This is a genomic window from Arthrobacter sp. Bz4, from assembly GCF_003075455.1.
GTDB lineage: Bacteria > Actinomycetota > Actinomycetes > Actinomycetales > Micrococcaceae > Arthrobacter_D.
The window spans coordinates 46,536-63,528 of sequence record NZ_QDAE01000006.1; the positions used below are offsets into that span (position 1 = coordinate 46,536).

18 protein-coding genes are annotated in these 16,993 nt (G+C 65.6%); 7 read left to right on the forward strand and 11 right to left on the reverse strand.

Features of this window, described 5'->3' with window-relative positions; all coding sequences use genetic code 11:
• Positions 1-30: 30 nt before the first annotated feature.
• Complete coding sequence (locus tag DDA93_RS06815; RefSeq protein ID WP_116778361.1) at positions 31-840, reverse strand: ABC transporter ATP-binding protein; 810 nt, start codon at positions 838-840, stop codon at positions 31-33.
• Positions 841-1,065: 225 nt separating this feature from the next.
• Between DDA93_RS06815 and DDA93_RS06820 the strand changes: the two genes are divergently transcribed.
• Positions 1,066-1,482, forward strand: coding sequence for a CoA-binding protein (locus DDA93_RS06820; protein WP_019483274.1), 417 nt, complete (start codon positions 1,066-1,068; stop codon positions 1,480-1,482).
• A 13-nt stretch (positions 1,483-1,495) separates the two neighbouring features.
• On the opposite strand, the gene DDA93_RS06825 is transcribed toward DDA93_RS06820, so the two are convergent.
• On the reverse strand, positions 1,496-2,323 hold the full coding sequence (locus DDA93_RS06825) for a DUF1206 domain-containing protein (RefSeq protein ID WP_024476235.1): 828 nt from the start codon (positions 2,321-2,323) through the stop codon (positions 1,496-1,498).
• Positions 2,324-2,383: 60 nt separating this feature from the next.
• Between DDA93_RS06825 and DDA93_RS06830 the strand changes: the two genes are divergently transcribed.
• Both DDA93_RS06830 and DDA93_RS06835 read left to right on the forward strand, forming a co-directional pair.
• Positions 2,384-2,779 carry an MmcQ/YjbR family DNA-binding protein gene (locus DDA93_RS06830; protein WP_024476234.1) on the forward strand — a complete coding sequence of 132 codons (396 nt, stop codon included), beginning with the start codon at positions 2,384-2,386 and terminating at the stop codon, positions 2,777-2,779.
• On the forward strand, positions 2,766-3,293 hold the full coding sequence (locus DDA93_RS06835) for a DUF1990 domain-containing protein (protein ID WP_116778362.1): 528 nt from the start codon (positions 2,766-2,768) through the stop codon (positions 3,291-3,293). The genes DDA93_RS06830 and DDA93_RS06835 overlap by 14 nt, the downstream gene beginning before the upstream one ends.
• Positions 3,294-3,455: 162 nt before the next feature.
• On the opposite strand, the gene purL is transcribed toward DDA93_RS06835, so the two are convergent.
• The 5 genes from purL to DDA93_RS06860 form a co-directional block, all read right to left on the reverse strand.
• Positions 3,456-5,768, reverse strand: coding sequence for a phosphoribosylformylglycinamidine synthase subunit PurL (gene purL / locus DDA93_RS06840; RefSeq protein ID WP_019483270.1), 2,313 nt, complete (start codon positions 5,766-5,768; stop codon positions 3,456-3,458).
• The gene (purQ, locus tag DDA93_RS06845) at positions 5,769-6,524 is read right to left on the reverse strand and encodes a phosphoribosylformylglycinamidine synthase subunit PurQ (RefSeq protein WP_019483269.1); all 756 of its coding nucleotides are present in this window, start codon (positions 6,522-6,524) and stop codon (positions 5,769-5,771) included.
• Positions 6,521-6,793 carry a phosphoribosylformylglycinamidine synthase subunit PurS gene (gene purS / locus DDA93_RS06850; RefSeq protein ID WP_019483268.1) on the reverse strand — a complete coding sequence of 91 codons (273 nt, stop codon included), beginning with the start codon at positions 6,791-6,793 and terminating at the stop codon, positions 6,521-6,523. Before purS ends, purQ begins: the two co-directional genes overlap by 4 nt.
• Before the next feature lie 169 nt (positions 6,794-6,962).
• A complete protein-coding gene (locus DDA93_RS06855; protein WP_024476232.1) occupies positions 6,963-7,505 on the reverse strand; it encodes an SSI family serine proteinase inhibitor in 543 nt (180 codons plus the stop codon).
• Positions 7,506-7,556: 51 nt separating this feature from the next.
• On the reverse strand, positions 7,557-8,534 hold the full coding sequence (locus DDA93_RS06860) for a hypothetical protein (RefSeq protein ID WP_051317635.1): 978 nt from the start codon (positions 8,532-8,534) through the stop codon (positions 7,557-7,559).
• Between the two features lie 110 nt (positions 8,535-8,644).
• Between DDA93_RS06860 and DDA93_RS06865 the strand changes: the two genes are divergently transcribed.
• A complete protein-coding gene (locus DDA93_RS06865; protein ID WP_019483265.1) occupies positions 8,645-8,851 on the forward strand; it encodes a hypothetical protein in 207 nt (68 codons plus the stop codon).
• Between the two features lie 2 nt (positions 8,852-8,853).
• On the opposite strand, the gene DDA93_RS06870 is transcribed toward DDA93_RS06865, so the two are convergent.
• Positions 8,854-9,489 carry a maleylpyruvate isomerase family mycothiol-dependent enzyme gene (locus tag DDA93_RS06870; protein ID WP_019483264.1) on the reverse strand — a complete coding sequence of 212 codons (636 nt, stop codon included), beginning with the start codon at positions 9,487-9,489 and terminating at the stop codon, positions 8,854-8,856.
• A gap of 155 nt (positions 9,490-9,644) precedes the next feature.
• On the opposite strand from DDA93_RS06870, the gene DDA93_RS06875 reads away from it, so the two are divergent.
• Positions 9,645-9,926, forward strand: a complete 282-nt coding sequence (locus tag DDA93_RS06875) for a hypothetical protein (RefSeq protein ID WP_024476230.1) — start codon at positions 9,645-9,647, stop codon at positions 9,924-9,926.
• Here DDA93_RS06875 and DDA93_RS06880 read toward each other — a convergent pair.
• On the reverse strand, positions 9,923-11,215 hold the full coding sequence (locus DDA93_RS06880; protein WP_019483262.1) for an aspartate kinase: 1,293 nt from the start codon (positions 11,213-11,215) through the stop codon (positions 9,923-9,925). The genes DDA93_RS06875 and DDA93_RS06880 overlap by 4 nt on opposite strands.
• Positions 11,216-11,380: 165 nt before the next feature.
• Between DDA93_RS06880 and DDA93_RS06885 the strand changes: the two genes are divergently transcribed.
• Together DDA93_RS06885 and DDA93_RS06890 are read left to right on the forward strand one after the other, a co-directional pair.
• A complete protein-coding gene (locus DDA93_RS06885) occupies positions 11,381-12,313 on the forward strand; it encodes an ABC transporter ATP-binding protein (RefSeq protein WP_116778364.1) in 933 nt (310 codons plus the stop codon).
• Positions 12,310-13,446, forward strand: coding sequence for an ABC transporter permease (locus DDA93_RS06890; RefSeq protein ID WP_116778365.1), 1,137 nt, complete (start codon positions 12,310-12,312; stop codon positions 13,444-13,446). Before DDA93_RS06885 ends, DDA93_RS06890 begins: the two co-directional genes overlap by 4 nt.
• A 19-nt stretch (positions 13,447-13,465) precedes the next feature.
• On the opposite strand, the gene recR is transcribed toward DDA93_RS06890, so the two are convergent.
• Both recR and DDA93_RS06900 read right to left on the reverse strand, forming a co-directional pair.
• Entirely contained in the window at positions 13,466-14,062 is a 597-nt protein-coding gene (gene recR / locus DDA93_RS06895; RefSeq protein ID WP_019483259.1) for a recombination mediator RecR, read from the reverse strand.
• A 39-nt stretch (positions 14,063-14,101) separates the two neighbouring features.
• Complete coding sequence (locus tag DDA93_RS06900) at positions 14,102-16,978, reverse strand: DNA polymerase III subunit gamma and tau (protein ID WP_116778366.1); 2,877 nt, start codon at positions 16,976-16,978, stop codon at positions 14,102-14,104.
• Positions 16,979-16,993: the final 15 nt, after the last annotated feature.

Here is a 16,993-nt window from a genome sequence, read left to right on the forward strand (position 1 = left end):
AGAAACCCGGAGGGCAGGGGAAGGTGCGGCCTAGTGGCCGGTGACTCCCAGGGAGGCGAGCAAGGAGCTGCGCATTCGGCCGAGGTCGGCCGCGTTGCGGTCGCGGGGGCGGTCGCCGGGGACGGTGAGAACCTCGGTGATGGTGGCGCCCGGCAGGTTGCCGTCGGTGCCCAGGACGATGATGCGGTCTGCCAGTTGCAGCGCCTCGTCGACGTCGTGAGTGACCAGTAGCACGGTGGTGGGTTGGGCTCGGTGGATGTCGAGCAGGAGATCCTGCATCTTGATCCGGGTGAGAGCATCAAGGGCGCCGAACGGCTCGTCGAGGAGGAGTACGCCGGGGTTGCGGGCCAGGGCACGTGCCAATGAGGCTCGCTGTGCCATTCCGCCGGAGACTTCCCGCGGACGGTGCTTGGCGAACGAAGCAAGCTCGACCAGTTGCAGCAGCTCGGCTACTTTGGCTTTACCCACGCTGGCACTCGACGCCTTGGGCAGACCAATGGCGACGTTGGCCTGCAGGGTGTGCCAGGGCAGCAGCCGGGGTTCCTGAAAGGCGACGGCGCATCGTTCGTCGATGCCGTGTACCTCGGTGCCGTCAATCAGGACGGACCCGGCGTTGAGGGAGTCCAACCCGGCGGCAGCCCGCAACAGGGTGGATTTGCCGCAGCCGCTCGGGCCGAGGATGGCGAGGACCTCGCCGGCGTGCACTTCGAAGTTGATGTCCCGCAGGACGGTCCGCCGATCGGAGGCGGCACCGAAGCTTCGGCCGAGGCCGGCGAAGGTGACGTTGAGTGCCTGTTTGGTGGGCGCAGTGGTTGACTGTGGTGATGCCAGAACGGTCATAGGATTAACTCCATCGGTCCTGGCGGTAGCACCCTACTGTCACCGGTTGGCCGCTGCACTTACGTGCTGCAGATGGTCAGCCGGATGGCCAGGGTTGCTGCGGCTTCATCGATCCAGGTCTCTCAGCCGCTCGGGATGGTCAAGCACTACTAAACTCCTGTGCACGGGTTCTCCGCAAGTGTTGGCGTAACAATCCGACCGATTACAGCGAAAGGGCACACCACCATGGCACACAGCAACGATCCTGAAGTGATCCGCACGCTCCTCACAACTCCCGCCCGCTGGGCGGTGGTCGGACTCTCCAACAACCCCCGGCGCGCGGCGCTCGGAGTCTCACGGTTCCTGATCGACCACCTGGGGATGGAGGTGATCCCCGTCAGTCTCAAGGGCGACGACGTCCATGGGCGCACCGGCTATCGGCGACTGGCGGATATCCCCGGGACCATCGACGTCGTCGACTGCTTTGTGAACTCCTCAAAGGTGGGAGCGGTGGTGGATCAGGCCATCGAGGTGGGCGCGAAAGCGGTCTGGCTCCAGCTAGGGGTCATCGACGAGGCGGCCGCTGACCGCGCGCGGGCGGCGGGGCTCGACGTCGTCATGAACACCTGCCCGGCCATCGAAGCGCCACGCCTCGCCCGCTGACGACGGCGGCAGACTACATCTTCTGGTAGCGGGACCGGATCACCATGAACACACCGTAGGCGATCAGACCAACGGCGACGACCCCCAGAATCCAGGCGCCGTACGGCTGATCCTGCAGGGACTTCAAGGCCCCGTCCAGGCCGGTGGATTCTTCCGGGTTGTTCTTGACCGTTGCCACGATGAACAGCAGGCCCAACACCAGCAGCGCCACTCCCTTGGCGATGTAACCGACCATGCCGAGCCGGATGACCGCGGTCCTGGCGCCGTGGCCGGGCAACCCGGACAGGTTCTTGGTGAAGTGTCTGGTGGCCCCGCTGTAGACGAAGTACCCGCCAACCACCATCACACCCGCCCCGACCGCCATCAGCAGGACCGAACCCGCCGGGTTGGACATGAGGGAGGCGCTCAGATTCTGGGTGCTTTCGCTGCTGTCGCTGCTGCCGCCCGACGCATAGGTGGCGAACGTTCCGCCGATGACACCGTAGGTGATCGCCTTGGCGCCGTTCTTCGCGCGGAATTTGAGCTTGTCGGAGTCCTTCATGCCGCGGGCCCCGAAGAAGACTTCGCTGAGCATAAAGAGGGCAAGCGCAATCGATCCGATGGCGCAAGCCCAGAGGAGCATGGCGCCGCCGGGGCCGTCGCCGAGCGCGCTGATCGCACCGCTTTGGTCGGCACTGCCGGATCCTCCCAGGGCCACCCGGAGGGCAATGACGCCGATCAGAAGGTGCAACAGGCCGGCAGCGATGTAGCCGGCGCGTGCCGCGATCTCGAAGGCCTTGGAATCCGATACGTCCTCGGCCGTGTCCACTGCCTTATCAGCCTGGCGTTTTGCCTCGCCCATGGTGCGCTCCTGCGGTTGGTTTTCTCCTATCCTGCCATCCTTTGGCAGTAAGCTCGGCCCATGGATCCAGTTGTTCTGCGGGAGTTTTGCCTGGCACTGCCGGGTGCCTTCGAGGACTTTCCCTTCGGGCCCGCAGCGTCGGTGTTCAAAGTGAGGGCGGCGGGCGGTGCTGCAAAGATGTTTGCCTTGTCCGACCTCTCCGCTCCCAACTTGTCGGTCAGCCTGAAATGCGAGCCGCAGCTTGCCGAACAGCTGAGGGCCGCGCACCCGGAGATTGTTGGGGCCTACCACCTCAATAAGACCCACTGGAACGGGGTTTCATGCACCGGGAACCTTCCGGATGCGATGATCCGCGACATGATTGAGGATTCCTACGATCTGGTGGTGGCCTCCTTGCCGGCACGGGATCGCGAAACGCTCGGCTGGAGCAGATTGGCAGCAGATGGTAAAACCTGATTTCACGTATGAGCCGCTCGGGCTGAGCCAGCGGAACGAATCCCCGCCCGGGTACCGGGTGGTGGACCGGCGGGTCCGGGTCGGAACCGGGTATGCGGCCTACGCCCGGCTCGCTGATGGGATTCTGTCCTGGCAGCTGCATCGGGGCGCCGGGTTGAGGGTTCCGCCGGGCCAGGGACGGGCTGCGGTTGGCCGGGACGTGGTTCCCACCTTCGGCGTCGGCCCGCTGCGGCTGCCAGCACCGTGCCGGGTGGTGTGGACCGAGGAACCGGTCGAGGACGACGGCGGGGCCCAGCGTGCCGGTTTTGGGTACGGTACGCTGCCGGGCCACCCGGAACGGGGTGAGGAAGCGTTTATGGCTATCCTCGATCCGGACGGTGCCGTCTACTTCGAGGTGTTCGCCTTCAGCCAGCACGCCAACTGGTTTTTCAAACTGGGCGCACCGGTCGCCCGGTTATCTCAGGAGTTCGTTACCCGCCGGTACCTTTCCACCGCGCAGCGGCTGGCCAGCTAGCTTCCGGGCCCCCGAATCGCTGGCGTCCAAATCCGCTAGCGCCCCGAATCCGCTAGCGCCCCCGATCCCTGCAAACGCCCCAGATATCGGCGGACGCCCCTGAAATATCGGGGGCGTTCGCCGTTTTGTGGGGCGACTGCCGGGATCGGGCGCGGTGGACGGTCAGGCGAAGTGGTTCGGCAGGGTGGCCTCGTGGGCGGTCCGCAGTTCGTCGAGTGGCAGGGTGAAGTGGCCCTGCACGTCGAGGGCTCCGTTCTCCGCGTCGACCACACCAATCCGCAGGTGCGGGTAGTTGCGTGCCGTGCACATGTCGTTGAACCGCACCTCTTCGGAGCGGGCCACGCTGACGACGGCGCGGCCCTGGGACTCGGAGAACAGCGCAGTGAACGGGTCAATGCCGTCGCGCTCGCAGAGCTCGTCGATTCCGATCCGTGCGCCCACCCCGAAGCGCAATGCCGCCTCTGACAGCGCTGCGGCGAGACCGCCCTCGGAGAGATCATGGGCGGCGTCGATCATGCCGTCACGGGAAGCGTTGATCAGGATGGCGGCGAGGGTCTTCTCGGCCGTCAGGTCGGCGACCGGAGGTTGCCCGCCCAGATGGCCGCGAAGATTCGCCCACTCCGAGCCGTCCAGCTCGTCCCGGGTGGTGCCGAGCAGGTAGATGGCCTGCCCGTCGTCGCGCCAGCCCGAGGGGGTGCGGCGGGCGACGTCGTCAAACACGCCGAGAACGCCGACCACCGGGGTCGGGTGAATCGGGACGCCGCCGGTCTGGTTGTAGAGGGACACGTTGCCGCCGGTGACCGGGACGCCGAGCTCCTGGCAGGCATCGGCGAGGCCGCGCACGGTTTCGGCGAACTGCCACATCACCTCGGGGTCCTCAGGGGAGCCGAAGTTCAGGCAATCGGTGACCGCCAGCGGCTTGGCGCCGGTGGTGGCGACGTTCCGGTAAGCCTCGGCGAGGGCCAGGCGGGCACCCTCGTAGGGGTTGAGGTAGGAGTAGCGGCCGTTTGCGTCGGTGGAGATGGCGACGCCGAGGCCGCTCTCTTCGTCCACCCGGACCACGCCCGCGTCGTCGGGCATGGCGAGGGCTGTGTTGCCCTGCACAAACCTGTCGTACTGGTTGGTGATCCAGTCCTTGGAACACATGTTCGGCGAAGCCATCAACTCCAGCACTGCGGCGCGCAGGGTGCCGCCGTCAGCTGGCCGGTCGCCGTCGAACGTGTTCTGCTGTAGCGCGTCGAGCCAGGTGGGGCGGTGGAAGGGCCGGTGGTAGACGGGGCCGTCGTGGGCGACGGTCCGCGGGTCGACGTCGACAATCTTTTCGCCGTCCCATTCAATGATGAGCCGGCCGGTGTCGGTGACCTCACCGAGCCACGAGTACTCAACGTTCCACTTGTCCATGATGGCCTCGAACGCCGCGGCGTTGGCCGGGGTGACCACGGCCATCATGCGTTCCTGCGACTCGGACATCAGGATCTCGCCCGGTGTCAGGGAAGGATCGCGCAACAGCACATCGGTCAGCTCGACGTGCATGCCGCCGTCGCCGTTGGAGGCCAGTTCGGAGGTGGCGCAGGAGATCCCGGCGGCGCCAAGGTCCTGGATGCCTTCCACCACCGAAGCCTTGAACAGCTCAAGGCAGCACTCGATGAGGACCTTCTCGGCGAACGGGTCTCCCACCTGCACGGCGGGGCGCTTGGAGGGCTTGTCAGCGTCGAAGGACTCGGAGGCCAGCACCGAGGCGCCGCCGATGCCGTCGCCGCCGGTGCGGGCACCAAACAGGACCACCTTGTTGCCCACGCCCGAAGCGTTGGCCAGACGGATGTCCTCGTGCCGCAGGACGCCGACGGCGAGTGCGTTGACCAGCGGATTGCCCTGGTAGACCGAGTCGAATACCACTTCGCCGCCGATGTTGGGCAGGCCGAGGGAGTTGCCGTACCCGCCGATGCCGGACACAATGCCGTGCACCAGGCGGGGGGTGTCCGGGTGGTCGATCGCACCGAACCGCAGCGGGTCCATGATCGCGACCGGGCGTGCGCCCATCGAAATGATGTCACGCACAATACCGCCGACGCCGGTCGCTGCGCCCTGGTAGGGCTCGACGAAGGAGGGGTGGTTGTGGGACTCGACCTTGAAGGTGACAGCCCAGCCATCGCCGATGTCGACGACGCCGGCGTTCTCGCCGATGCCCACCAGGAGGTGTTCCTTCATGGCGTCGGTGACCTTGTCCCCAAACTGCGCCAGGTGCACCTTCGAGGACTTGTAGGAGCAGTGTTCACTCCACATCACCGAGTACATGGCCAGCTCGGCGGCGGTGGGGCGGCGGCCGAGGATTTCGACTACCCGGTCGAATTCGTTTTCTTTCAGGCCGAGCGCGGCCCAGGGGAGTTCGACGTCGGGAGTCTCTAGGGCGTGGGCCACGGTGTCGATGTTGAACTTGCGGGCCTCGGCGGGCGCGGCGGAGCTATTGAGGGTCACTTACTTAACCAGTTTCTTCAGTACAGAGGTGAATATTCCCAGTCCGTCGGTGCCACCGCGGACACCGACCTGTCCGACGGCCGACGAATCGGGGCCAAACCCGGCTTCGACTGCGTGTTCAGGGTGTGGCATCAGGCCCACAACATTCCCGGCAGCGTTGGAGATGCCGGCAATGTCCCGGCGGGACCCGTTGGGGTTGCCGCCGACGTAGCGGAAGACGACCCGACCCTCACCCTCCAGCTCGTCGAGGGTGCGTTCGTCAGCAACGAACTGTCCGTCCTGATTCTTCAACGGAACCACGATCTCGTCGCCCGCAGCGTAGGAAGCGGTCCACGCGGTGTCAGCATTCTCCACCCGCAACCGTTGGTCCTGGCACAGGAAATGGAGGTGGTTGTTCTTGATCATCGACCCGGGCAACAGGTGGGCCTCGGTCAGGACCTGGAAGCCGTTGCAGATTCCCAGCACCGGCAGCGCGTTCTCGCCACCCGATGCTGCGGCGGTGATCTGTTCCATCAGCGGAGCGAACCGGGAGATGGCACCGGCGCGCAGGTAGTCGCCGTAAGAGAAACCGCCCGGAACGACGACCGCGTCAACGCTTTGCAGGTCGTGGTCACCGTGCCACAGCGGGACTGCGGTGCCGCCGGCGAGGCGAACCGCCCGCGCAGCGTCGCGGTCGTCAAGGGAGCCGGGGAAGGTGACTATGCCGACCCGGACTGAGTCGAGCGTCGAGTTGAGGGTGTCGGCTTCCAGGGTCACTGCTCGCCCTCGGCGGATCCCTCGGGGAGCACCTCAACGCGGGTGACATCCTCGATGACCGGGTTGGACAGCAAGGTGGCGGCCGCGGTCCGCGCCTGTTCCAGCAACTCTTCGGTCACCTCGCCGTCGACAGTGAGTTCAAAGCGCTTTCCCTGGCGGACCCCTGAGAACCCGGTAAAGCCCAGCCGGGGCAGTGCGCCGGCAATGGCTTTGCCCTGTGGGTCAAGGATCTCGGGTTTGGGCATGACGTCGACAACTATCCGGGGCATCCGGTAACTCCTGGGCTCAAGGTGCGTTAAATGCAGTGGCTTCGGAGGTGCCGTCTCACGCTGAGGAATGTGGTGAATCCAGCGCTCCGCGAGCTTGCCCTACCAGTCTAACGGGGATCGCCTACCAGCTGTGATTTTATCTGCGCAGCTTACGAAACGCCGGCGGTGGTCACAGGGCGCCGGTGCCGCCAGGGGTCCCGAGCAGCGGTTCGAACAGGCTCCACCTGTCGATCTCACAACCGTTCTCACGGGAGAAGGACGCGTCGATCTGTTCGCCGTCGAGGGTGCCGGTCACGACGGCGATTTCCGGTCCTCCGTACTGCATCGTGCACATGGCGTCGGGGTCCGGCTCCGTCTTGATCAGGTCGCCGTGCGCCGCCAGCACCGCGCAGGCCGCCGCTGGATCCGGTAACGCCGACTCGCCGACCGGGGCTCCGGCGGCACAGGCCAACTCGTAGGTGACCGGTTCGACGTCGTCGCCGGCTGACACGATCACTGTGAGCTGGGAATCGGCGGTGGCCTCGTCTCCGGGGGATGCTGACGCTTCGGGCGTGCCCGTCGTAGCGTCTGGGGTCGGTGCGGTGCTGGTGGACCCAGTCGCCGGGCCGCTGCTTTCGGCACCGCATCCCGCAAGAGCCAGGAGCAGTACGCCTGCACCGAGGAGAAGATTCACCCGCGACAGCTGGTGTCGGGGTTGGTGTTCGCGGATCATGGGGGCTCCTTCACTTGCCGTGATAGGACGTTTCTGCTGGGCGCCGGGGGTTCACTGATCCAACGCCTGCTCGGTGCCCGCGGGTTCCAGTTTCCCCAAAGCGGTACCCAATCGTTGCCGAAGCTGCTGCGACTCCTCGGAGAACCCACGCTGCAGGCGGGCATATTCGGCGCGGCCCTCAGGCGTTTCAATGCGGATCGGCGGGTAGCCCCACGCGCTGAGGTCATAGGGCGAAGCCTGCATATCCATTGCGCGGATCCGCCAGGCAAGCTCAAAACAGTCCATCACCAGATCGCTCGGCAGTAAGGGGCTGAGCTTGTAGGCCCACTTGTAGAGGTCCATGTTGGCGTGCAGGCAACCCGGCTGTTCAAGGTCGCGTTGTGTTTCCCTGGTGGGCTGCAGCGTGTTCAGCGGCGCAGCCTGCGGCGTATAGAAGCGGAACGCGTCAAAGTGGGTGCAGCTGATCCGGCTGTCCTCCACCAACTGATCGGTTCCTTCAGCCCCGAGCCGGAGTTCAAGATACTCATGCCGCACGCCGTTGACCTGGGACCGGTACGCCATGGCCCACTCATGCAACCCGAAACAGCCGAGTTGCGCCCGCCGGGCTTGCGTGCGGCGAACAATGATGGCTGCGAAATCCAGTGCTTCCGCCCGGTCCTGTCGAAAGCCGTCGACGTCCGCGGTGACGGCGACGTCCTCGCCGGCCAGCGCCAGCACCGAGCGCTCTGCTCCGGTGAGCAGCCGATAGTGTTTCCAGTTTGCCCGCTCGGCGGCCTCGGGACCGACGAGCACGACGCCGGCGCCCGGGTGCCACCGCGCCAGTGGGCCTGGTTTCTGGGTGTAGTAGGTGAACAGGAAATCCTCGACCGGATGCTTTTTCCCAGCCGCGCGACGGTTCAGGTAGGGCTGCGCGAACGGTTCCACTCTCGCCCGATGAGTTTCGGCTGCGGCAATCCACTCGTCCCGCTGGAGCACCGTGAGGGTGCCCGGGCGGGCCGGCGTCGGCGCATTGATTGTTGAACTACTCACCCAACAAGTGTCTCACCGGGCCCGTACTCCGGTCGAAGCGTGGGGCCTCTCAGCGCAGGAGGATAATGAGAGAAGACACTCGGTCAAGCAGGACCCGCGGAAGGAACAGCATGGCTAGCAAGCCCAGTTTTGTGCACCGGTTCATGAAGGCGACCGGACGTGCGCGAGCGGTGTTCGGGCCGGCGCAAAGCAGTTCCCTGGACCACCCGATGACCAGTGAGAGTCAGGCGTCCCTGAAGGAGCGCGAAGCAGACGCGTCACAGTGGGAGACCGTGAAGCGGCCCGACGGCAGCACCTACATCGTGCCGAAAAGTTAGGGCTACGCGGCGCCGGTCAGGCGGTGCGCGCCGCGGCCGGCCAGGGTCTCCGGGCCGACCGGCCTTCCGGAGACCGCCACCAACAGATCGAGGGGATCCCCTTCGACGTCGTCGCCCAACCCCCACGATGTTCCGGTCCCGCGATCAATCAGCCGCAGCCCAGCGGCCCGCTCACGACCGCCCCCGTAGGAGACACGGGTTTGTAGCTGGTAGGCGAGGGCCTGAATCACCGCTCGGTGTGGGTAGCTCCCAGTAAGACCCAGGGGGCGGCGAATATCTTCGCCGTGCACGATTGCCTCGACCAATCGGGTTGCGGGGTTGGCCGGAGGCGTCCGAGTCAGATGCGCCGTGTCCATGAACGCGGCGAGCGTATCCCGCGGGTCATCCCGCCGGGTGCGAGCCACACCAACCTCGTTCGCGCGGTCAAAATTCATTCGCGCCGCTAACAGGTCGCGGATAAAGGAGACCCTGCTGGTCCGGGCGGTGTCCACCAGGTGGGCGAGGACATCGTGGATTGTCCAGCCCGGGCAGAGCGATGGAACTGTCCACTGTGATTCGCTCAGATCGGACAAATCTGCGGCCAGATGCCGTCGTTCGGCGTGCACCGTTTGCCAGATTGCTGCTGCCGAGTTCCGCATCGCGGGTTCCTTAGGGTCGGTCCGGTGGGCTGTGTCTCGATTGTGCTGGACACGGCTCAGGAACGGAAGGAAGGCCCCGGGAATGTGGGCGCCTTTTCGGTGCTTTGGCGGTAAAATTGGCCAACGGCGTATCGCGAGGAAAGAAGGCGGTTCGAATGAGCGAGTCCAGCAGGAATTCCCCTCGAAAATGGCTGAAGAACCCGGCCAAAGTGTTCCTGGGTCCGGCCGAGCGGGGCGATCCCACCCTCCCGGTGGTTCACCGGCATGACGAGTTCGAGCAGGCCTCCGAGGCGGACCTCGCCGGGTTCGAGGTGGAGGAAGATTCGGAGGGCCACCACTACGCCGTGCGTAAGGAGCACCCGCCGGCCCCGCCACCCGAACCTCCGATGAAGTATGCCGACTGGTCAGGCAAGAAACCCCTTCACACCGAGGGTTAGCGGCCGGTACCTGCGTGAACCGTAGCGACCGTTTCGCCGTCCAGATCAAACGCCGCGTGCACAGCGCGGACGGCGCGGTCCAGCAGGTCCGCGTCCGTCACCACCGAAATGCGGATCTCGGAGGTGGAAATCATGTCGATGTTCACTCCGGCGTCGGAAAGCGCCTTGAAGAACCGGTAGGACACGCCCGGGTTTGACCTCATGCCTGCGCCGATCAGCGATAGCTTGCCGATCTTTTCGTTGTAGTCGACGCTTTCATAGCCCACATGCTCCTGGGCGCTTTTCAGCGCGGCGAGCGCCTCAGAGCCCTCGACAATCGGCAGGGTGAAGGAAATGTCTGTGCGGCCCGAACCGTGGGTGGAGACGTTCTGCACAATCATGTCGATGTTGGAGTGCGCCCCCGCGACGATGCCAAAGATTTCGGCGGCCTTGCCGGGAATGTCCGGTACGCCCACCACCGTGACCTTCGCCTCCGAACGGTCGTGGGCGACGCCCGAGATAATGGGTTGTTCCATGGGATCTCCCTCTTGAATTTTGATTTGGTCATCGGGGCTGGGTAGCACCCAGGTCCCTTCCTGCTCGCTGAACGAGGAGCGGACGTGCAGCCGGACCCCGAACCGTCGCGCGTACTCGACGCTCCGCAGATGCAGGATTTTCGCGCCCGAGGCCGCCATCTCCAACATTTCCTCACTCGAAATCTCGTCGATCTTCCGGGCGCTGGGCACCACCCGGGGATCAGCCGTATAGATGCCGTCCACGTCGGTGTAAATTTCGCACACGTCAGCATTCAGCGCAGCGGCGAGCGCCACCGCCGTCGTATCCGACCCGCCACGACCGAGGGTGGTGATGTCATTGCTTTCCCGGCTCATACCCTGAAACCCGGCGACAATCGCGACGTCGCCGCGGTCAATCACGGTCTTGATTCGATGCGGGGACACCGAGATGATGCGGGCACGGCCGTGGATGGCGTCAGTGATCATGCCGGCCTGGCTGCCGGTGAATGACTGAGCCGAGGAGCCGAGACCCTGGATGCCCATCGCCAGGAGCGCCATGGAGATGCGTTCACCGGCGCTCAGGAGCATATCCATCTCGCGGGGGGCGGCGACGACGTCGTTCGAGACCTGAGCGGCCAGGTCGAGAAGCTCATCGGTGCTGTCGCCCATCGCCGATACCACCACCACCACCTGGTGGCCGGCGCGCTGCGTCTGAACGATCCGCTGCGCGACACGTTTGATCCCGGCGGCGTCCCCCACTGAGGAACCACCGAATTTTTGGACGATCAGGCTCATGCGCACGCTCGCTGACGAATGTTGGTAGGTGTTGCCGTGCGACGACTACGGCGCCTCGGTTGACGGTCCAAGTTTAGCCCTGTGCCTTTTGTGGCAGCCAATTGCGCGTCCGATTGTTCCGTCCATATCCCCTGGAGGTGACGCAAGTCGCATAGGGTTCACCTTATGAACAACGAGTATGGGGGAATCGTTGCCAGAGGGATTGCGCGGAGTTTTGGCTCCGTTGCGGCTATCAGGCACATCGACTTTGCGGCGCCGCCCGGCGAGGTTACAGCGCTGATTGGGCCTAACGGCTCAGGCAAGACCACTTTGCTGCTGATCCTTGCCTCGCTCCTCGCGCCCGACAGTGGGACGCTCACGGTTGGCGGGGTAGACCCGATGCAGGACGCCGCGGCGGTGCGACGCCGGGTGGGGTGGATGCCTGACACCCTGGGGGTGTGGGAATCGTTGACCGCTACCGAGATCCTCACCGTCATGGGCTCGCTCTATGGAATGCCGGTTGGGCAACGCCGGTCACGGGCTGCGGAGCTGCTCGCCGCCGTACGCCTCGAGGAATTCGCGGACCAGCCAGCACGGGTGCTGTCCCGGGGGCAGCAGCAGCGACTGAGCCTGGCGCGGGCGCTGATCCACGACCCGGCGGTTCTCCTCCTCGACGAGCCGGCATCGGGGTTGGACCCGGGCTCCCGGGTGGAACTTCGCGCCACCCTGCGGTCTCTGGCAGACCAGGGGAAGACCGTTGTGGTGTCGAGCCACGTGCTGTCTGAACTCGACGAAATCGCGGACCGCGCGGTGTTCATCAATCGTGGTGAGTCGGTCAAGAATCAGACGCTTGATGAGGCAGGCACCCAGATCCGCCGCTACTACATTCAGGCGGAACCCATGCAGCCGCTGGCGGATGCCCTCACCAGCCATGGCGTTGAGTTCGAGGTGCGTGGCGATTCCCGCCGCGCCGAATACCAGGTGCTGGTTAGCAGTGCAGACGAGGCGGCGTGGCTGCTACGCACCCTGGTCATGGCCGACGTCGCGATTACCGCTTTCGCCCCGGCGGGTGGAGCCCTCGAAGAAACCTACATGAGCCTCGATACGGACAGACAATGAGCGTTTCAATCGCAGAGCAGCCGGGCTCGACCGGCGCGTCCCCTGACCTGGCCCTGACGTACTGGGGCGGCGTCAAAGCCGTGTTCGGCCTCGAAATGCGGCAGCGGCTCCGTGCCCGGGCCTGGTACATCATGCTCCTCGTATGGTTCGTTGTCATCGGCCTGGTGTTTTTGCTGGCATCGGTGACCACTGCTGCAACGTTCGGATCGGGGGCCATCCTTTTCGACCTGGTGGTGGGCTTCGTCCTCTTTTTTGGGCTTCTGGTGGCGCCGGGACTTTCAGCCAATGCCGTGAACGGAGATCGAGCGGCCGGGACGCTCGCCATCCTGCAGATCACCCTGCTCACCCCTGGGCAAATCCTGTGGGGCAAGTGGCTCGCCTCCTGGGTTGCCTCGCTCGCCTTCCTTCTGGTCAGTACCCCGTTCATTTTCTGGGCGCTCGCTCTCGGCGGAGTGAACCCCGCGGAGGCTTTCGTCTCGCTGCTGATGCTCAGTGTGGAACTGGGTATCGTGTCGGCGATCGGGATCGGCATTTCGTCGTTGGCCAACCGGCCGCTCTTCTCCATCGTCACCACCTATATGGTGGTGGCCCTGCTGGGTATCGGCACCCTGATCACTTTCGGCCTGAGCTATGCGCTGATCGAGGAGGAGAACGCGGAGGTGACCTACTCGTACCTGGACTATCCGGCGGACACTGATTTTTCGGTAACGCCGCCGCCGGAAGACCAGCTGGAATGCGTCACCCAGACCCAGATCCAGACCGTGCACCACACCGAACGGACGGCCTGGTTACTAGCAGCCAACCCCTTTGTCATTGTGGCGGATGCGGTGCCCTACGGTCGCGGGTTCGACGTCGGCCAGATGTCGGAGCCGGCTAACGCCGATGTCTACCGGCAGCCCGGTATCATGGAGAGCATCAGCGAAGGTGTCCGCTACCTGCAGGCCGGACCCGACTACGACATAAGCTGCGATGAGGTCCAGGGCTACGGCCGGGACCTCCCTGAAGACCGGTTCCCGATCTGGCCCCTCGGGCTGGTGCTGCAGTCGGTGCTCGCCGGCGGACTGTTATGGCTCGGGCAGCGGAAGCTGGTGACCCCGGCCCGGCGGCTCGCGCAGGGGACCCGGATCGCCTGATCCGAGCCGGGGGACAGGGCTAGGAAACGGTGCGGCGTCCTTCGAAGGCGCGGCCGAGGGTCACTTCGTCGGCATATTCGAGGTCGCCTCCCACCGGCAGTCCTGAGGCCAGGCGTGTCACCTTGATCCCGATGGTCTTGAGCATCCGGGCCAGGTAAGTGGCGGTCGCTTCCCCTTCGAGGTTCGGGTCGGTGGCGATGATGATCTCCTCGATCTTGTCGTCGGAGAGTCTGCTGAGGAGCTCACGGATCCGGAGCTGGTCCGGGCCGATACCAGCGATCGGGTTGATGGCGCCGCCGAGCACATGGTAGCGCCCCCTGAACGATCGGGTCCGTTCGACGGCGATGACGTCCTTTGACTCTTCCACCACACAAATCGCTGTCGGGTCGCGGCGCGGATCGCGGCAGATCCCGCAGGTTTCCTGCTCAGCCACATTGCCGCACACCGTGCAGAATTTGACCCGTTCCTTCACCGTGACGATGGCATTGACCAGGCGCTTGATGTCCTCGCCGTCGCCCTCCAGGATGTAGAAGGCCAGCCGCTGGGCCGACTTGGGTCCAACTCCCGGAAGCCTGCCCAGTTCGTCGATGAGCTCCTGGACTGCGCCTTCGTACACTGGACCTTCTTCTGGTTGCTATTTCACTGGAACGGAACGCTAGGGGCTGTCGACGCCGCGTTCCTCAATCAGTTTGCCGTTCAGGATGCGTTCGATGGCTGAGCGTCCAACCAGCCCGGACTCTTCGATGGTTTCATCGTCGGCGCTCGGCTCGTCCTCAACGTAGGTCAAGTCTACGGCGCCTTTGGGGGGATTGGCCGCTTCCTCTTCCAGCCGCTTCCGCTCCGCTTCGTCAAGGAGCCGCTGATACCTGCTGAGCGGTTTGGCTGGCTGGCCGGCGACCGCCGGTGGGGGCTGGTCAACCGCAGGAGCCCGCGGGGGCTGTTGCTGCGATGTGCCCACCGGGTCTGCCGTCGGCCGTTCCTGGGCTTTTTCCCGAACCGGCGCGTCGGGCTGCGCCGGTGTTGAGTTCTGACCTGGGGCGGTCTGCGGCGGACGGCGGGTGGACAGGGTCTGACCAGAGTCGTCGGGGGCTGCGGGTTGGGCTGTTTGCCAGGCATTGCTTTCCGGGCCCAGATCATATTCGTCGGAGGGCGGCTCCACGGAGGCCCACGAGTCGTCCGGTTCCGAAGTTGCCACCCTGCTTCGCTGGGGGCGGCTGGGTGTGGCGGCGGGCGTAACGGGGGACTGCGGGGCGGGACCGCTCTGGCCTGCGCTGGTGCTGGGGCCGGTATTCCAGCGGGCCGGCGGGGCCCCGACTGACGGTTCCGCGGCCCGGGAGGGGGCCGCAGGTGGCGGCGAGCTGGGCGGCGCAGAGGATGGTGACGGCGCCGAAGCTGCCGAAGCTCCCGAAGCTGCCGCCGTGGCGGGAGCGGACGGGGCGGACGCCGAGGGCGTAGCGGGCGCCGCACCGGGCGTTACGGACGCCGCCGGTTCCGCGGGTGTAGCTGCGGATGGTGGTGCTGCCGGGGTTGCAGGCTGGTGAGGTCCGGCTGGCGCCTCAGGTGAGGGCGCCGTTGTCGGGAGCGACTGGCTCGGCTGAAGTGATTTGGGCGTCGAGCTGCTGGGAGGCTCTGTCGGCGCCTGCCGACTAGTGGGTACTTTTGGGTTTGGCTCACCCGCTGCCGCTGCCGCTGCTCCGTCGTGGAGTACTTCGATGGTGACGTTCAGGGCCAGGATTTTGTGGATCGCCTGTTTCACGTTGTCCATGTGAGTGCCGCGCTGGAAGGCGATGGCGTTTCCCTGGGTCGCGAAGGCGAGGACCAGTTGGTTCCCGTTCATGCTCCGCGGCTTGGCATCCGGATTGACGTTGAGCCACGTGGTGCGTTTGATGCGGGCGAGTTCATCCATGATCTCGGGCCACGCACGCCGGATCATTTCCACCTGCGGTGCCCCGGAGGAGGAAGAAGCCGATGCTGGGTCCTGCCGCGCAGGCTCGGGCGCGGCCGGGGATGCGGCCGGCGCCGACGACGACGGGCCCGCAGCCGGACCTGAAGCATTCTGACCCGCAGCATTCTGCCCTGCAGTTGAACCTTCAGTGTTCGGAGCTGATGTGGCCGGCCCTGATGCGGTCGGCGCTGGGCTGCTCGGGGCTACGCCAGCCGGGGTGACTGACGGTGTCGTTGGCTTCTCTGCGGGAGCAGTCTCCTCGGGCCACGTCGCAGTACTGGCCGTCTTCCCATCCGGGTCGGAGCCCGCCGAGGGGGCAACGCCCTGGGAGCGGCCTGCCGGGATCGCGGGAGCGTGGTCCTGGGCGGTGGCAGCAGGGGCTGTCGGTTGGCTGGGCGCGGCATCGGACCCGGCGTCGGACCCGGCGTACTGCAGGCGGCGTTCGATCCGGTCAACGCGGGCCAGGGTTCCCCGCTCGGTCTCATCGGCGGCGGGCAGCAGGATCCGCGCGCAGATCAGCTCAAGGTGAAGACGCGGTGACGTGGCACCGGTCATCTCGGTCAGAGCCGTGTTGGTGATGTCCGCGGCGCGGGAGAGTTCGCCGCGGCCCAGCTGGTTGGCTTGGGTGCGCATCCGGTTCAGCTGGTCGTCGGGGGTGCCCCGGAGGATCGCCGCCGCACTGTCGGGAACCGCGTTCACGATAATCAAGTCGCGGAACCGCTCCAATAGGTCCTCAACGAACCTGCGTGGGTCATGCCCAGTCTGGATCACCCGGTCGACGGCGCTGAACACCGTGCCAGCGTCGCCCGCGGCGAAGGCGTCGACGACGTCGTCAAGCAGGGACGCATGCGTGTAACCGAGGAGGGACACGGCAAGCTCATAGTCGAGACCGTCCGGACCGGCGCCGGCCATGAGCTGGTCGAGTACGGACAGTGAGTCACGCACGGACCCGCCGCCGGCCCGGATCACGAGGGACAGCACCCCTGGGGCCACGGGGATGCCCTCCTGTTGGCAGAGCAGATCAAGGTAGGCCATCAGCGGCTCGGGCGGCACCAACCGGAACGGGTAGTGGTGGGTGCGGGACCGGATGGTACCGATCACTTTGTCAGGTTCGGTGGTGGCAAAGATGAACTTGATGTGTTCCGGGGGTTCTTCGACGATCTTCAGGAGGGCGTTGAAGCCCGCCGACGTGACCATATGGGCCTCATCGATGATGAAGATTTTGTACCGGTCGCGGACCGGTGCGAAGGTGGCGCGCTCCCGGAGATCACGGGCGTCGTCGACGCCGCCGTGGCTCGCAGCGTCGATTTCAATCACGTCAAGGCTGCCGGAGCCGCCGCGGGCGAGCTCAACACAGCTATCGCAGACCCCGCAGGGGACCGGGGTGGGGCCCTGGGCACAGTTCAGGCAGCGCGCCAGGATGCGTGCCGATGTTGTTTTTCCACAACCGCGCGGACCGGAGAACAGGTAGGCGTGGTTGACCCGGCCCTTCTCAATGGCAGCCATGAGGGGCTCGGTGACGTGCTCCTGGCCAATGACGTCCGCGAAGGCTTCGGGACGGTATCGGCGGTAAAGGGCTGTGCTCACAAAAGAACCCTATCG

Bases quoted from the DNA above. Each gene is read 5' to 3' on its own strand.
- DDA93_RS06825 (WP_024476235.1), bottom strand. From the start codon at position 2,323: ATGGGCGAGGCAAAACGCCAGGCTGATAAGGCAGTGGACACGGCCGAG.
- DDA93_RS06865 (WP_019483265.1), top strand. From the start codon at position 8,645: ATGGCTAGCAAGCCCAGTTTTGTGCACCGGTTCATGAAGGCGACCGGA.
- DDA93_RS06880 (WP_019483262.1), bottom strand. From the start codon at position 11,215: ATGAGCCTGATCGTCCAAAAATTCGGTGGTTCCTCAGTGGGGGACGCC.
- DDA93_RS06885 (WP_116778364.1), top strand. From the start codon at position 11,381: ATGAACAACGAGTATGGGGGAATCGTTGCCAGAGGGATTGCGCGGAGT.
- purS (WP_019483268.1), bottom strand. From the start codon at position 6,793: ATGCCCCGGATAGTTGTCGACGTCATGCCCAAACCCGAGATCCTTGAC.
- DDA93_RS06875 (WP_024476230.1), top strand. From the start codon at position 9,645: ATGAGCGAGTCCAGCAGGAATTCCCCTCGAAAATGGCTGAAGAACCCG.
- DDA93_RS06855 (WP_024476232.1), bottom strand. From the start codon at position 7,505: ATGATCCGCGAACACCAACCCCGACACCAGCTGTCGCGGGTGAATCTT.
- DDA93_RS06830 (WP_024476234.1), top strand. From the start codon at position 2,384: ATGGATCCAGTTGTTCTGCGGGAGTTTTGCCTGGCACTGCCGGGTGCC.
- DDA93_RS06820 (WP_019483274.1), top strand. From the start codon at position 1,066: ATGGCACACAGCAACGATCCTGAAGTGATCCGCACGCTCCTCACAACT.
- DDA93_RS06870 (WP_019483264.1), bottom strand. From the start codon at position 9,489: ATGCGGAACTCGGCAGCAGCAATCTGGCAAACGGTGCACGCCGAACGA.
- DDA93_RS06815 (WP_116778361.1), bottom strand. From the start codon at position 840: ATGACCGTTCTGGCATCACCACAGTCAACCACTGCGCCCACCAAACAG.
- DDA93_RS06835 (WP_116778362.1), top strand. From the start codon at position 2,766: ATGGTAAAACCTGATTTCACGTATGAGCCGCTCGGGCTGAGCCAGCGG.
- DDA93_RS06890 (WP_116778365.1), top strand. From the start codon at position 12,310: ATGAGCGTTTCAATCGCAGAGCAGCCGGGCTCGACCGGCGCGTCCCCT.